The sequence below is a fragment of the Paraburkholderia silviterrae genome (genome assembly GCF_004353915.1).
GTDB classification, from domain to species: Bacteria; Pseudomonadota; Gammaproteobacteria; order Burkholderiales; family Burkholderiaceae; genus Paraburkholderia; species Paraburkholderia silviterrae.
The window spans coordinates 80487-95625 of record NZ_SMRP01000006.1; the positions used below are offsets into that span (position 1 = coordinate 80487).

18 protein-coding genes are annotated in these 15139 nt (G+C 59.5%); 3 read left to right on the forward strand and 15 right to left on the reverse strand.

Annotated features, from left to right (window positions below; translation table 11 throughout):
* Positions 1-912, reverse strand: coding sequence for an AMP-binding protein (locus EYW47_RS14460; RefSeq protein WP_133195513.1), 912 nt, complete (start codon positions 910-912; stop codon positions 1-3).
* Between the two features lie 443 nt (positions 913-1355).
* Between EYW47_RS14460 and EYW47_RS14465 the strand changes: the two genes are divergently transcribed.
* Entirely contained in the window at positions 1356-2585 is a 1230-nt protein-coding gene (locus EYW47_RS14465) for an acyltransferase family protein (protein WP_133195514.1), read from the forward strand.
* A gap of 7 nt (positions 2586-2592) precedes the next feature.
* Here the strand turns inward: EYW47_RS14465 and EYW47_RS14470 are convergent, their stop codons facing one another.
* From EYW47_RS14470 to EYW47_RS14485, 4 genes are all read right to left on the reverse strand, one after another.
* The gene (locus EYW47_RS14470; protein WP_165976563.1) at positions 2593-2892 is read right to left on the reverse strand and encodes a tail fiber assembly protein; all 300 of its coding nucleotides are present in this window, start codon (positions 2890-2892) and stop codon (positions 2593-2595) included.
* A 126-nt stretch (positions 2893-3018) separates the two neighbouring features.
* The gene (locus EYW47_RS14475; protein ID WP_133195516.1) at positions 3019-3318 is read right to left on the reverse strand and encodes a hypothetical protein; all 300 of its coding nucleotides are present in this window, start codon (positions 3316-3318) and stop codon (positions 3019-3021) included.
* Positions 3315-4016 (reverse strand): hypothetical protein, encoded by a 702-nt coding sequence (locus EYW47_RS14480; protein WP_133195517.1) that lies wholly within the window; start codon positions 4014-4016, stop codon positions 3315-3317. The genes EYW47_RS14475 and EYW47_RS14480 overlap by 4 nt, the downstream gene beginning before the upstream one ends.
* Positions 3988-4731, reverse strand: a complete 744-nt coding sequence (locus EYW47_RS14485; RefSeq protein WP_165976564.1) for a hypothetical protein — start codon at positions 4729-4731, stop codon at positions 3988-3990. Before EYW47_RS14485 ends, EYW47_RS14480 begins: the two co-directional genes overlap by 29 nt.
* A gap of 48 nt (positions 4732-4779) precedes the next feature.
* Between EYW47_RS14485 and EYW47_RS14490 the strand changes: the two genes are divergently transcribed.
* Positions 4780-5469, forward strand: a complete 690-nt coding sequence (locus EYW47_RS14490; RefSeq protein WP_240763693.1) for a site-specific integrase — start codon at positions 4780-4782, stop codon at positions 5467-5469.
* A 539-nt stretch (positions 5470-6008) separates the two neighbouring features.
* On the opposite strand, the gene EYW47_RS14495 is transcribed toward EYW47_RS14490, so the two are convergent.
* Both EYW47_RS14495 and EYW47_RS14500 read right to left on the reverse strand, forming a co-directional pair.
* Entirely contained in the window at positions 6009-6293 is a 285-nt protein-coding gene (locus EYW47_RS14495) for a hypothetical protein (RefSeq protein ID WP_133195519.1), read from the reverse strand.
* A 58-nt stretch (positions 6294-6351) separates the two neighbouring features.
* A complete protein-coding gene (locus EYW47_RS14500; protein ID WP_165976565.1) occupies positions 6352-7659 on the reverse strand; it encodes an extracellular solute-binding protein in 1308 nt (435 codons plus the stop codon).
* A 163-nt stretch (positions 7660-7822) separates the two neighbouring features.
* On the opposite strand from EYW47_RS14500, the gene EYW47_RS14505 reads away from it, so the two are divergent.
* Positions 7823-8377, forward strand: a complete 555-nt coding sequence (locus EYW47_RS14505) for a hypothetical protein (protein WP_133195521.1) — start codon at positions 7823-7825, stop codon at positions 8375-8377.
* Between the two features lie 98 nt (positions 8378-8475).
* Here EYW47_RS14505 and EYW47_RS14510 read toward each other — a convergent pair whose 3' ends face one another.
* From EYW47_RS14510 to EYW47_RS14545, 8 genes are all read right to left on the reverse strand, one after another.
* Entirely contained in the window at positions 8476-8913 is a 438-nt protein-coding gene (locus EYW47_RS14510) for an Lrp/AsnC family transcriptional regulator (protein WP_133195522.1), read from the reverse strand.
* Positions 8903-9865 (reverse strand): homocysteine S-methyltransferase family protein, encoded by a 963-nt coding sequence (locus EYW47_RS14515; RefSeq protein WP_338117824.1) that lies wholly within the window; start codon positions 9863-9865, stop codon positions 8903-8905. The genes EYW47_RS14510 and EYW47_RS14515 overlap by 11 nt, the downstream gene beginning before the upstream one ends.
* The gene (gene dapA / locus EYW47_RS14520; RefSeq protein ID WP_133195524.1) at positions 9853-10782 is read right to left on the reverse strand and encodes a 4-hydroxy-tetrahydrodipicolinate synthase; all 930 of its coding nucleotides are present in this window, start codon (positions 10780-10782) and stop codon (positions 9853-9855) included. Before dapA ends, EYW47_RS14515 begins: the two co-directional genes overlap by 13 nt.
* A 25-nt stretch (positions 10783-10807) precedes the next feature.
* On the reverse strand, positions 10808-11977 hold the full coding sequence (locus EYW47_RS14525; protein WP_133195525.1) for a trans-sulfuration enzyme family protein: 1170 nt from the start codon (positions 11975-11977) through the stop codon (positions 10808-10810).
* Between the two features lie 45 nt (positions 11978-12022).
* A complete protein-coding gene (locus EYW47_RS14530) occupies positions 12023-12718 on the reverse strand; it encodes an ABC transporter permease (RefSeq protein WP_133195526.1) in 696 nt (231 codons plus the stop codon).
* A 12-nt stretch (positions 12719-12730) separates the two neighbouring features.
* The gene (locus tag EYW47_RS14535; RefSeq protein ID WP_133195527.1) at positions 12731-13408 is read right to left on the reverse strand and encodes an ABC transporter permease; all 678 of its coding nucleotides are present in this window, start codon (positions 13406-13408) and stop codon (positions 12731-12733) included.
* A gap of 74 nt (positions 13409-13482) precedes the next feature.
* A complete protein-coding gene (locus tag EYW47_RS14540) occupies positions 13483-14355 on the reverse strand; it encodes a transporter substrate-binding domain-containing protein (RefSeq protein ID WP_240763694.1) in 873 nt (290 codons plus the stop codon).
* Complete coding sequence (locus EYW47_RS14545; protein WP_133195528.1) at positions 14294-15091, reverse strand: ABC transporter ATP-binding protein; 798 nt, start codon at positions 15089-15091, stop codon at positions 14294-14296. The genes EYW47_RS14540 and EYW47_RS14545 overlap by 62 nt, the downstream gene beginning before the upstream one ends.
* Between the last annotated feature and the right edge of the window lie 48 nt (positions 15092-15139).

Here is a 15139-nt window from a genome sequence, read left to right on the forward strand (position 1 = left end):
TCAGAATTTTCTGCTTGAGCGCACCGGCCTCGGGGCGGACGTATGCAGCAAGGCCTGCTGGTCTTCCGGCAGTTTCGCGCAGACGCTCTGATAGAACTTCGTCCACAGCCTCGGCATGGAGATGAAGACCGTCGGGCGCGCGCGCTGCAGGTCCTGGGCGAACGTGGCGAGGCTATCGTTGAAGAACACCCGGAAACCGTGGCGCAGCGAATTCGCCTCGACGAACGAACGCTCGGCCGTGTGGGCCAGCGGCAGGTACGACAGCACGCGGTCTTCGGGCGTGAATCCGCAGAAGATACCCGACTGCGTGGCGTAGGCGAAGATCGTGCCGAAGCTGTGCATGACGCCCTTGGGCTGGCCGGTGCTGCCCGAGGTGTAGATGATGGTGGCCAGATCGTTGGGGGACGGCAGATACACGTCCTGAAGGGGCGCAACATCGGCGACGATGTCGCTCCATGGCAACGCCCGCAAAACCGGCGGCGACATCGGCAGGCCAACCAGCCGGGCATGCGGCGGCAGCACCTTGCTGATCTCGCTCCAGCCGTCGGTCTTGCCATCGAGCTTGCCGACGAAGACCACGCGCACGTCGCAGTGCTCAAAAACATACTTCGCGGTGTCGGCGCTGATGGTCGGATAAATCGGCACAGAAACGTGTCCGGCGAGCCAGATCGCCAGGTCCGCGGTGATCCAGTGCGCGCCGTTCTTTCCGACGATAGAGATCGCGCTGCGCGGCGGCAGCTGCAATGACCGCAGCCACGCAGCCATGCGCCGGGCCTCGTCCCCGACTTCCTTCCAGGTATGGTTCACGACGCGGCCGTCCGGCGTCGGCTCGGGCAGATAGACTGCATCGGGTTGCGTACGCTCCCAGTGCAGGAAGCGATGAATCAGGGTTCCGGAATCGGTGCCGCTCATCAATGTCTCCACTTTTTTTGCCGGTGCTGCCGTGTGCAGGCCGTACGAGCCCTCGAACCTTTGCGACCGCGATACGCCGCCAGGCGTGGCGCAGGTTGATCGCCTCGCGTAGCAGCCCAGTGCCGCTTGCGGCGTGCCGCATTTGAATGCAAGGTAGTCAACGATACGCCGATGCGGGGCTGCGTTCTCCCACCCGTTTATAGGGGGTGACTTCGGGGCGCGTCGAGCGCCAGGATAACCCGTCAAGTCGATGTGCCGCGCTCCACGATCGATTGCAATCGCCTCATCCTGCTTGTCGATGCGCGTGACCACCGCGCGCCGAAACTAGGGTTCGGGCATATCCATCATTTCGTCGGCTTCCATGTATCCCCGGAAATGAAAAAGCCGCCTTCAGAAGGCGGCTCTTGAACGTAATCTAAGGCGTTTCTTGCCCAGGCGGTCCGATGGACAGCCTCGCAAATCGAGAGGCGAACGGACGGTCAATCGGCAAGCGTATAATTCCAGCCGCCCCTCAGACCGCAACCAGTATGAGAATCCATCCTGCATCCAGGCCGACTGGCCGCACAGAATCACTCGACGTTATCCGCGGCATTGCTGCCATGGTCGTGATGCTGTCTCATTGCAGCATCGGCGTATCGACCGCGATGCCCGCTGCCTGGGCAGCGTTGGCATGGACGCCGCTCAGATTCTTCTGGGCTGGCCACCAGTCTGTGATCATGTTCTTCGTGCTGAGCGGATTTGCGCTTACCCACATGATCGAAAGCATGAAGCCGTATGGCTACTGGAAATATTTGGGCGCCAGAGTTGCTCGCCTTTACCCGCCTTATATCCTTTCCGTCCTTTTCGCCCTGGCAGTATTCGGCACGATCTCTGCCTTTGGCATCCATTGGGAGCGGGGATGGATGACGGTCAGCAAGCCGTATCTGACGTTGCCGCTTGCACTCGGCCACCTGATGATGGTCGGTGTGTTCCAAATGGGAGATATCACTCCAGTCATCTGGTCGCTGGTCTACGAGATGAGGATATCGATCCTTTTCCCATTGGTGCTCTGGGCTGTTTCGCGGTACAACTTTAAAGCCGTTTTTGCCTTTGTAGGACTGTCCCTGCTCTATTGGCTTCGCTATCGAGGCTTGACATGGAATTGGCCCGCCACAGCAACATCGAATCTGCTTGAGACGTTCCATTACACGACGTTCTTCGCGATCGGGTCATGGATTGCACTCAATCAGACGTCCATACGAGCAAAGTTCGCCGCGTTAAGCAAAGTTGCCACTGGCGTGATGTGGTTGCTCGGACTGACGCTCTTCACCTATTCCTTTAATGGATCTTTTCATCTCGGGCAGCGAGCGCTTGCCGATGTTTTCATTGGAATAGGCTCCGCGATCGTGATTGCTCTCTCACTTGATCTCGCCCATGGAGCTTTATTCAATATCGGCAAATGGTTCGGCAAGATCTCCTATAGTCTGTATCTGACCCACACACCCATCCTGCATGCCTGCCTTATTCTCTTGTTCCCTCGAATCGGTGGCATTGCAACTCCTCTGATCACGATTGTGTTGGCGGTCGGTTTCGCGGCACTCTTCAATCGCTATATCGAGCAGCCATCCATTCGTCTCGCTAGAGCAATTGCAAGGCGAAATAGGGCTGCGCATCCGGCGAACTATCCGGCCTGAACGGAAATCACTGGCTGCGTGGCCAGGAGGGACTCACCGTTGTCAGGTCGACTTTCGATAGCGCGAGCTTGTATGCCGCCCACGCTTTGAAGGTCTGCCTGTCCGCAGTATCGAGAAGGCCTGCGGCGTAGGTATCAGTCATGCCGAACGTTGCATTGTTCGCCACCTGCATCAGGCTGTCGCGCATTGCGGTGTTGGTGGCCGCAACCTGCTCAGCTGACGGTGTCGGAGGAACTGGCGCGGCAAAGGACTTACCGCCGTCGGTCGTCACCCATCCCTGTTGCGGTTGCGGGTTGATGCTGGTCACATCGATCAGATTCGCGGCAAATGCAGCCGTGAAACGCTGCGCTACTGGAATCTCGTCGCGTTTCTTGAAATTTCCGCACGGATTGAAGCCGAAAATAGATCTTTTCGTCGGATCGCCAAAACTGCGTCAATTGCCCCACACCGAATAGGCATAAGTATGCCCCGCCGTCGCGGTGCCGATCGTGATTCCAGTCTTGCTGATCGTGTACGGCGGAGTACTGCCGCCAGCCGTGTCCACAACGACGCCGCGGGCCTGCGTTGGGAATCCGGAACCGGGGAATGTCAACGTGCAGGCCGCGCCACTCGTGCCTACCGTGACGGCCCCCGACTGCAGTGTCGAACCCGCCGCGACTGTCTGACTCGTTCCGCAACTTGATGCCTGCGGCGCGTAGTTGAAGCCCGATGGCGTAGGCAGGATCGTCATCATCGAATGCGGGTCGTTAGGCGCGGTCGAATAGACCGAGCTATCGCTCTGGTACGCCTGCCAGACATAATCCCCACGCGAACAACATACGAGCCAACGGCCGATGTCTCGCGATCGAAGATGTAGAAGTTGCTGATACCGGTCAGGCCGTTCCCCGACGTCACCTGAGAGCCATCGTTCAGGCCGTGCAGATTCAAAACCCCAATATCGAACATCGTCTCGTTATAGAGGCTCGATACATTGGCAGTTTGGTTGGTTGAGTCCCACAGCCGCGCGACGTACCATCCACTTGTCTTGATCGGCGTGTAGTAGACGCTCAATGCTCCAATGCGATCGCTAGAATTTCGCCAATCGATGAGGCCGGCGAAATTGCTGCGCAGCGTGATCTGCTCGATATGGACCGCGCCGATATTCGCCCCCGCCACACCGCAGAAGCGAATAGCGTTCGCGACTGTTGCCCATTCGACGTTGAGCTGGTTGATTGAAATTTCGGAGATGTCGGTATTCGATACCGTGCCCGAACTTGAGCACTGCCCGAACTCGGCACCAGCATCAGCACTGGATGTGAAGAGATTCGATCCGTTATTGTTATTGATGTAGATGTTTTCGAAAACCGAACCAGTCTGAAGTGGACCGGCAATATCCACACCGCGGTAAGAGTACCCCTGAATCTCAAGGTTCATGACCTGGGCCGAAAACATGCTCGTATTCCCAGAGGTGACTGGGTCGTAAAGCCCGGTTCCAGTATAGGTGATTGCAACATTCTCGAGTGCGATAGCACCCATACGGCAACCAGGCTGCGCCATATGTGTTCACGGCAGCCTGAATTACAGACGTCACATCTTGAGTCAGCGTGCACGCCTGCACATCCGAAATCTGCGCCGCCGTCATCGAGTTGAAGACGTTGTCATAGCTGGTCGAGTTGCCCCACACCGGATCCGCACCCGCCCCCTGCGACTGAAAGAATTGACCCGACGTGCCGGCCCCCGGTGACGACGAAACAGCGCTCGTGCCATCTCCGATTAGAGGAGCATGTGCAGTTTGAGTAGACGCACCCACGCCGCCTGGTGGCACCGACAGCGAAGTGGTGAGGCCGGTCAGGGAAGTGATGTTGCTATTGGCTCCCGACATTGCCACGGTACCGCAGTTGAAGCCGCTCCCGGCCGTCCATTGCGGGGCGCTCGAGGACGAACTGCAGCTCGGCATCGTGAACGCAGCTGGCGATGCAGAGGATGACGTCGCATTCGCGAGCACAGTATTGGCAGCTTGCGCGGCAAGGTCCGCCGTCGTCACGAGACCAGTCGCGGTCAAGCCGCCAGTAACCGTCAGGCCCGGCACCGTCAGCGAGCCGGTAAGTGTTCCACCGGCGAGCCGCACATAAAGTGCAAACTGGTTATTCAGTTGCGCGGCCGTCAACACCAGCCCGGGCGTGAACTGGGCGAAAGCCGGAAATGCAGCGAGCGAGTGCAAAAAAGATCACACGCAGGAGTGATTGCAGCTGCGCGCGATCCGCAAATCGCCAACCTTTGGCAGTTCATGTTCTGGACGGGCATGAGAACGAGTGAGGTCATCGCGCTCGATTGGGGCGACGTTGACTGGCAGCGCGAAACGATACGCGTGCGCAAAGCGATGACGCGAGCCGCGAAAGGCGTCGCGGAAGACACGAAGACGGTTGCAGGGACCCGCGATGTGAAGCTGCTCGCACCAGCCATGGCCGCGCTGCTCGCGCAAAAAGCGCATACGTTCCTCGAAGGCAACGCGATTTTCCATAGTCCTGGGTGGCGCGGCCGCGGCGCCGGCCACTGGAAAGACGACCATCAGATCTGGGATGCGTGGAAATCGACGCTCAAGAAAGCGAAGGTGCGCTACCGCAATCCGTATCAGACGAGACACACATACGCGTCGATGATGCTATCGGCGGGCGAACGGGAGATATGGGTTGCGAAGCAGATGGGGCACTCGGACACGACGTCGATCATGCGTAACTACGGTCGCTGGATTCCGAGCTCGGACCCGAATGCTGGAGGGAAGGCCGTGGCTTTGTTTGCCTCAAAAATGCTGGCAATTCGACTCGTAAACTGGCAAAAAAAAGCTAAATTTTTACCATCGTCGATTGGGATTGGCTTTGATTTTAAAGCCTTTTTTGGTGCATAGCGGGACTCGAAAAAATTCCGCTATCACCCGTCTGTGGCCAGTTCATTGCTTTTCGTTTGACCGTATACCACCAAAAATACCACCATATCGCGGTTCCACCGTTTCTTCAGGTAGGCGCGAGAGCGCCAACTCCTTCACCGTAGAGCGTGCTTTTCGCACTGACGCTCTGGCTCGCGATACCCTACGCCACGATATGCCCCAACAGGACCTACTGCAAATGACTCGCGTTAAACGGCCACAGCTCTCAAGGGAGATTTATCAGGAAGTTCGGACAACGGCACGTCGGCCATTCTTCGAAGCGGCATAGCGAGCGTGCGATCCACGAGCTCCTCATCGGACATGGGATCAAGACATTCGACTATCAACCGCATGGCTTTCACCGGGCCGGGACAGCCAGCACAAAAGGTGAGAAGTACATCATCATTTCCCTTTCCCAAGATTCCATAAGCACTACACCTGTCATGCTCCTTGTCGAATAGGAGCCTGAAGGTCACTCCGCCAACGCAGACCCATCCCATGAAGGCCTGCCGGCATCCGCCTCAACGCCTGCGTCGCGATGCACGGGCCAAGGCACCCTGCAGCTTCCCAAGGCCCTTACGGATGTCCCCGCCGTCATCGAACACCAACGGTCCGAGGTGATCGCTCAGGATTCTGGTCACGTGCTGATAACCGGAGATGGCGGGTGCCGGGAACGCAGCGATCTGCCGATCCCTTGCGAGTTGGTCGATGATGGCGATGACGTGATTGCGTTGCCGCACATAGGTGTCCTCGGCCACGGAGTAGCGAGCGCTGCCGGCAGCGCCGTGCAGCACGAAGTATTTCATCAACTCAGGCGAAATCAGTTTCTCGATGGCGCGCCATGCCCAGCGTGCGGCCGCTTCGCTACTGCTTGATGGTATCGCGAGCAGAACGCCCCCTAGCGGCGATAGCGGTGACGTGCCAGGCTCGCGGGTCGGGTGCAGTTGCAGCCCTATCCGGCCGCCCTTTTTGCAGAAGCGCATGACTGTCGAGCATGCCGTAGCGATTGGACCAGTGGTGGCCCATGGCAGCTTTGCCCGCACCGAAAAGCTGCGCGTTGCGTGCCCAGTTCACGTCGCACCACTGTGCCGGTGCATATGCACGCAGTGCACGCAGGTACTCGATGACTGGCGTGCCGGCGTCCGCATCGACCTGCAGCATGCCGTCATCGACACCCACCCCGCGTTGCGCGCCTAGCATTTGCAGGAACGATTCGGCCAGTGGCAGACCCGGCGCCGAACTCCAGCTGATGCCAGTTCGCCCTATACGCGGCCGGTGCAAGCGGGCAGCGCATCGAATCACCTCGTCGAGGCTGCGCGGAGGCGTCAGCCCTTCCGCGTCGAACAGGTCCTGCCGATACCAGAGAAACTCCACCGTCGGCTGCAGCGGCATGCCATAGCACTGCCCGCCCACCCAGCCGGCCCGCCACACGGCATCGTAGAAGTCGTCGCCGCAGCAGGCGCTTTCGGCGAGCAATGCCCGCAGATCGAGCAGACGGCCGTTGGCGCTCACATCCGCCACCCATAGCAGCGGTATCGCCACCAGCAACGGCGCTGCTGCCTGGATCGTCGATCGCTCCGCGAGCACCCGGCCAAGCGCGGCAGGATAGCCATTCTGGGCAAAGGTCAGCACACGCACACGATGGCCCATGAACCGGTCGATATCGGCGCGATGGCGCTTGAGAATGTCGAACACCGGATCCTCGTAGGCAACGAGGGTGAGTACGACGGTATCGTCGAAGCCCTCCTCGGCTGGAAGTGGCCACGGTATGCCCTTGTCGCGGTCCAGGTTGGCGCAAGCAAAGCGATCCAGTCCACAAGGATCCCGGCTACCTGCCATCAGTTTGACGGTTTGTTCGGTGATGCGATCGAGGCTGTCGACCAACGCGGCCGATGGAACCACCACGGTCCGCTTCCCCGATGCCGACACCGCACGCAAGGCAAGCCAGCCCTGAGCCTTCAGGGCGAACACGACGCGCCGCGCACTGGTACGCGGCATCCCGGAGCTATCCGCCAATGCGGTGACGGTCACGGACTGACCCTGCTGATGCTGCCGCAACAGCGCGGCCAGTATCGGCCAGATGTCCAGTGCCCGATCTGCGAATTCGTCGCGCAGGATGTCAGACACGCGATCAATCACGGCAAGGGTCGCGAGCCTGTCGTCCGCACGCATGGCACCTCCCTGTTCCACGTGACCCATTCAACTATAGGAGAAGGAGAAAAACTCAAGTAACCAGATTGGACACTATGTTTCGCTGCGCATTGGCCAACTCGACCTAGCATGTCAGCAGAGTCGACGAAGTGATGGTCGAAATGCGGCTTCTCAGGAGACACCGATGAAAGCAGTGACATCCCTCATCATCCCGCTGACGATGGTCGTGTGCAGTGCAAGTGCCCTGGCCGGCACACGCTTTGCGGTGGTATCCCATGCCCCGGACAACGATCCATTCTGGAACGTCGTGAAAAACGGCATTGCCGACGCGCAGAAGGACTTCGGCGTCACGGTCGACTACCGCAGCCCCCGTTACTTGTTTCCCAATCGAAATCAACGGATATCTATCGGACAGGTGATGACCGCTTTCTATGCCATCAGTTCAGCTTCGATTCGATCCCGTCCTCCGAGCCGGCTAAAGCTTTGTGATCGGTGCCGAGGAAGCCATGCGGCGACTGAACTCAACATTGCCGCCCTCAGTGAGAAGACGGACATCGTTGCGGTCGGCGAGTTGCTTGGCCCCGTAATATGCTGCGACGATGCAGACATCATGTTCGTTCTACCGAATCATGGTCTTGTCGCGATGCGGCAACCAGGGAACGGCACCTCGCTTCGAGCTCTCCGCCCGCGACCGCAGACGTTCTGTCGTCGCGGGTCAAACCACCACATCTACTTGTAGCACGCCAGGCGAGCGCCCGAACTACTTTGCTCTTTCCGTTTGATACTGTTCGTATCCGCGTTTCCTCCGAAATGCGACACCGCATCTCAGGCAAGTGTCTACCGCTTGTGTATCACCGAATCGAGCACGAAGCAGGTCGTCATGTTCTGTACACCGTCCATTGCGCTAATCGCCCCCCAGATTTCGGTGATACGGTCGTGGCACGTCGCCTCGATTTGCACGAGCAAATCGACCTCACCGCTGAGTACAGCGCAATCTCGTACCTCCGGGATTCGCTCGAGTGCCGCGAGCACATTCGCGCCGCGCATCCGGTCCTTCCGATAGACGAGCATCACAGCGCGTACCGGCACCACATCATCCGGCAACGCGAGCCGCACCGTATATCCCGCTATAATCTTCAAAGCTTCCAGCCGGTCGACGCGGTGTCGAACAGCCTGTCTCGACAGGCCTATCCTGTCGGCTAATACAGCGAGTGGTATCCGGGCGTCGACGCACAAAGCATCGATGATCTTCTGGTCGATACCGTCAACCTTCATTGCGCACCCCGATCTGTCCAGCTTCGCGAGCCTTGACCGCACCACGCAGTGCCGCGATGTGGGCAGGCCCGATCCCGCAACACCCACCGACAATCTCCGCGCCAAGCGCAATCCACTGCTCCGCCCATTTTAGATAGCCCGGAGGGTCAAGATCGCCTCGCAGTTCGTCGAGTTCAGCGTTTGCCTGCGCATCGTCGCGTTGCGGCGGAAACGCGTTTGCGTAGATACCGATCGGTAAAGTCGCGCCCGCGCATTCGAGTAGCGATTGGACGGCTTTCACGGCGGCGCTCATCACTTCGGGCTGGCTGCAGTTGAACAGCACTGCGGCCGCGCGCGCCGACAAGGCGGCGTCGACCGCCTTCTCTATCGTCTGTCCGGATCGCAGCAAAGGCTGCTTGCTCTCATTGATCTCATCGCGCAGCGTGAACGACACCCACAGTGGTTTCGGATTCGCACCCAGCGCACGCCGCACCGCGCCAATCTCGTCGGTCAGGCTTTGCGTTTCGGCAAGCCAAAGGTCAACGTACGGATCGAGCCCGCGAACAAGCGTCGCGAGAATCATATCGGCACGTCGATTGTCGAACAGGTCGGGCCTGTATGAGCCGCCTGTCGGCGGTAGCGAGCCCGCTACGCGCACGTGCCGTGACGCTCGCTCGGCGGCCTGTCGCGCGAGTTGCCCGGCGTGCGCTGCGAGCGTGGCACCATCGCAGCGAAACCGGTCCGCGCCGATATGGAACGGGACGATTGCATAGCTGTTCGCGGTGATGACGTCGGCGCCCGCTGCGATAAATGCATCATGGGCGAGCCCAACGTAGTGCGGCGCTTCCATCAATGCGAGCGCCGACCATTCCGGCTGCCTGAATGGTGCACCCATTCGTGCCAGTTCGCGCCCCATGCCGCCGTCAAGTATCGTGATACGGTTCACTGTCCAAGTCCTTTTTAGCTTATCCACCCCTGTTTCAACACGATTGCTTCACACGCGGCTTCTGCGCGATCAAACGCGTCCATCAGCGTTGAATGAAAGCGCGTGTCGTGCGGAGTCAACGGCAGCCGGATGCCATCTTGCATCTTGCCCCTGCGCGCGAGCAGCCACTTCACCGGGATCGGGTTCGCTTCAGCAAACAACGCGTGATGCAGTTCAACCAACTCGAGTTGCATCGCGCGCACCATCTTTGCGTCGCCGGCAAGCGCAGCGTCGCACAGCGCGGCCATCACGCGCGGCATCACGTTCGCCGTCACCGATATGTTGCCCCTGCCACCCATCAACATCAGCAATGGTGCTGTCGCATCATCGCCGCTATAGACCCCAAAGCTGGTCGGCGCAGCGCGCAGCAGGCGCATCCCACGTTCCAGGTCACCCGTCGCGTCCTTGATGCCGACTATCCCCGGCACTTGCGCAAGGCGCAGCACGGTGTCGTTCTGGAGATCTGCGCCGGTTCGACCCGGGACGTTGTAGAGGATGACCGGCAGATCGACCTCCTCAGCGATCCGCCGGAAATGCCGGTACAGGCCTTCCTGAGTCGGCTTGTTGTAGTACGGCACGACTTGCAGCGAAGCGCTCGCGCCAAGCGCTCCTGCACGCTTCGTCAGCTCTATCGCCTCGGCCGTTGAGTTGGCACCGCTGCCGGCAATCACCGGGATGCGGCCACCCGCGTGCTCGACACAGACTTCGATCACCCGCAGATGCTCTTCGACGGAAACCGTCGGCGATTCGCCGGTCGTGCCGACCGCGACGAGCGCCGCGGTGCCGCTGGCGACGTGCCAGTCGACTAACTCACGCAATGCGGGAAGATCGAGACTGCCGTCGTTGTGCATCGGGGTCACGAGCGCAACGATACTGCCTCGAATCGGATGGGCCTTTTGATTCATGTTTCGCTTTACGCAGGCTGGGAGTTCAGATGCGTTCAAGGGCTTGCACGACGTCTGCCTTCAGGTCGTCGATGTGCTCGACACCTACCGCGTAGCGGATGAAGTTCATCGGTATATCCGCCGCGCGCATCTGCTCTGCAGACATCGTCCCGGCCCACATCGCCGCTGTATGTATCACGAGTGAATCGACGCCGCCGAGATTGCCTGCGTTGAGCGGCACGCGCAGTGCCTCAACGAAGCATTGCGCTTCGTCGTAGCCTCCCCGCACGCCGAACGCGACCACGCCGCCAAAGCCGCGCATCTGTCGGCGTGCGAGTGCATGTTGTGGATGGCTGGGCAAGCCCGGGTAAAACACGCGCTCGATTTTCGGATGGACTTCGAGGAACTCGGCGAGCGCCAGTGCGTTCGCGTTGATTCGCTCGATGCGCAAGGGTAATGTGCGCAGGCCGCGCAGCAGCAGCCACGCGTCCATCGGCGATAGAACCGAACCGAGCGTGATGTGCGTATGCCAGATCTGCTCGGCAAGCACACGGCTTGTGCAGATTACCCCGCCGGTAAGATCGTGATGTCCACCCAGATACTTGGTCGCGCTGTGCACGACGATGTCGACGCCAAGACGACCAGGCTGCTGATTAACTGGCGAAGCAAACGTGTTATCCGCGAGCGTGAGAATGCCGCGCGCCCGCGCAATCTCGGTCACCGCGGATATGTCGGTCACGAGCAGCAACGGATTGACCGGGGTCTCGATAACGATCAGCCGGGTGTTCGGACGAATAGCCCGGTCAAACGCGGCGATATCTGTCTGGTCGACAAACGTCACCTCGACGCCGAATTTGCGCAACATGTCGTCGAGCATTTTGGTCGTGCTCATGTAGTGACGAGACTGACCGATAACGTGGTCACCCGCCTTCACGACGCTGAGGATCGCCGTCGCGATTGCGCCCATCCCGGAGGCAGTGACGAGCGCCGTCTCGGTGCCCTCGAGCTCAGCCATGATTGCCTTGACGCGCTCGTGAACGGGATTGCCGTAGCGTGTGTAATTGCGAGGATGCTGAGGAACGCTCGACATCTCAGTGAATTCCTCACTGCCTGCCGCCTTGAATACGGCAGAATAGTGGATGGCCGGCGCAACTGTCTTCTCGTCGGTCACATCGCGGTCAGCCGCGAGCGCCAACGTTTCAAGCTTGTATCCCATGTCTTCCTCGGAATGGTCGATATGCTTTGTCAATTCGTTGCTGCGCTATACGCGCACGTTTCCCAGATGCCGGTTCAAGATGCCTTCCACGCGCTTCAATACGGTCGATAAAATCGCCGTTATGCCGACGTACACGACGCCAGCGAGCATCAGGGCATCAGTCGTGTAAGTTTCGACGGAGATTCGCCGTGCCACACCGGTAAGATCGAGCACAGTAATCGTGCTCGCGAGCGCGGTCGACTTGAGTTGCAGCACGATCTCGTTCCCGAGTGTCGGCGCGACGATGCCGATCGCACGTGGCACGACAACAAACCAGGTCAACATGAAACGACTCATCCCGAAGGCAAGCGCCGCTTCCTTCTCGCCCGCCAGGACCCCCGCGATCCCGCCACGAATGTCTTCGGCCATGTAGGCAGAAAGATTTAACGTCAGCGCACACAATGCGCACGAAAACGAGCCTCCGAAAAGCAGCCACAGCGGCGACGCGCGGACAAACGCGAATTGCGCGAGTCCGTAATACATCACGAAGATTTGTACGAGCAGCGGCGTTCCGCGGAACACGGACATGAAGAGACGGCTGGGTGTGGACAACCAGCGGCTCTCAGATGCGCGCGCGACCGCGAGCGGCACCGCAAGCGCAAAAGCAAGTGCGCATGACAGGACCAGAAGTTGAACCGTAACCCACACACCGCGCACGATGTCCGAGCCGGACTGGGTCATCAGGGAGAGAACTTCGTTCATGGCAGAGCCTGTTCAGGTTCGTTTCGCATAGCCCCGTCCCGCGATGCGTTCGAGCCACACAAATGCGGGATTGGAAACTGCGAGAAAGCCGAAGTAGACAACACCAACCGTCAAGTAAAAGATGAACGGCTGTTTGGTAAATTGCGCCGCGATGTTGGCCTTTCTGAGCATGTCTTCGAGTCCGACGATCGAGACGAGCGACGTGTCCTTTAGCAGGTTCTGCCACATGTTGTTCAGACTCGGCAAACAGATCCGCCACGCCTGCGGCAAACGTACGAACCACAGCGTCTGCAGCCGAGTCATCCCGTACGCGCGCGCCGCCTCAATCTGCCCGGCTGATACAGCGAGGAAAGCCCCACGAAACATCTCCGACGAATACGCCCCGAAGACTACTGCGAGCGCGAGCACGCCTGCGGAGAACGGGCTTACCGTAATCGCACCGTCGAACTGCGTATTGAGCAAACGCGACAACCCGAAGTAGCAGATCAGCAGGATCAGGAACTCGGGGATCCCACGCAGGAAGTTGGTGACCGCATAGCTCGCGGCGCTCAGCCAGCGGACGCTCGACAGCTTCGCCGACGCGCCGGCGATACCGAGAAGCATGCCGAGCCCGAGCGCGGCGACTGCGAGTTCCAGCGTGACGAGTGCGCCCGCCGCAATCTGGGCGCCGTAATTAAGCAACATGTCCATCGTGGTGGAGTTCCGTGAAATGCACGCCTTGTGCGCGCGCCGCAGGACTGCAGCCGCGCGTGCCGGATGCGAGCTTATTGCGGTGCGATGCTGAACGGGAAATAGCGCTTGCTTACCGTCGAGAATGTCCCGTCGGCCTGTACCTGCGCGATGCCCTTGTCGAACTTGGCCTTCAGCGGTGCGTCACCCTTGCGCACGGCTATCGCCGTGCCTTCGCCGAAGATTTCCGCATCGGCGATCGGCTTGCCGACGAAATTGAAGCCTTCCTTTTTCCCGGTCTTTGTTAGCCAGTCATAAGCCACAGTGTTGTCCGCAAGCACCGCGTCAATGCGCCCGGCTTCGAGATCGAGCCATGCTTCGTCAAGCGTCTGATACACCTTGACGTTGATGCCCGACTGACTCGCAGGCAATCGGCGGCGCAGCCAGGATTCGTGAGTCGAGGCGGTCTGCACACCAATCGTCTTGCCTCTGAGCATGGCTGGACTGTCCGTGATACCTGAACCTTGCTTCGCGACGAACTGCACGGGTGCCGTCGTGAAGATACGGGTGAAATCGACCGACTGCTCGCGCTCAGGAGTCTTTGACATCTGCGCAAGCACCGCGTCGATCTGCTTGGCCTTGAGTGCCGGAATCAGCGCGTCGAAATCCATCGTTACCCACTGGCACTTGACCTTCATGTCTTCGCACATCTTCTTGCCGATGTCGATCTCCATGCCCTGTAGCGTGCCGGACGCGTCCTTGTATTCAAACGGTGCATAGTCGGCGAGCGTGCCGACGCGCACCACCTGCTCGGCATGTGCGACGGGCCCCAGCAACGCCGCGCCCGCACACAACGATTGAAGCAGCTTCTTCATGATTTCTCCTCCGGTTGGCAATGGTTTTGCATCAGATGATGCTGGACAGAAACTTTTGGAATCGCGGCGATTTCTGGGTAGCGAAGACTTCATCGGGACTGCCGTCCTCTTCGATCCGCCCCTGATGGACAAATACGACGCGATTGGCAACTTCGCGCGCAAAGCCCATCTCGTGCGTAACGACCAACATCGTGCGACCCTCATCAGCGAGCGAGCGCATGACCTTCAGCACCTCACCAACAAGCTCCGGATCAAGCGCAGATGTTGGCTCGTCGAAGAGCATGACCTCCGGGTCCGTCGCCAGAGCGCGCGCAATCGCAACACGTTGTTGCTGGCCGCCTGACAACTGGTTCGGGTAGTGCTCGCACTTGCCCGCGAGGCCGACACGTTCCAGCATCGCTATGGCTTTGTCACGCGCCTCGCGCTTTGGCACACCAAGCACTCGCACCGGCGCGAACATCACGTTTTGCATAACCGTCATGTGTGCCCACAGGTTGAACTGCTGGAAGACCATCGCGAGCTTGCGACGTACACGCATTACCTGCTTCGGATCGGCGGCGGCGAGCACACCGCTCTTGCCCATGGGTTTCAGTGTGAGCGTCTCGCCATTCACACAGATCCGACCACGGTCGGGCGTCTCCAGCAGGTTGATGCATCTGAGGAACGTGCTCTTGCCTGATCCACTGCTTCCAAGGATCGACACGACCTCGTGATTGCGGGCGGTCAACGAGATACCCTTCAACACCTCAACCCCACCAAATGACTTATGAATATCCTCGACAACCAGCACATCAGCCGCTGGTTTGCATGCAGGGATTGCTGCTGCCATTCCCGACTCCCTCTTCGATACGTTACTCATTGCCCAGGGGCGTGCGGT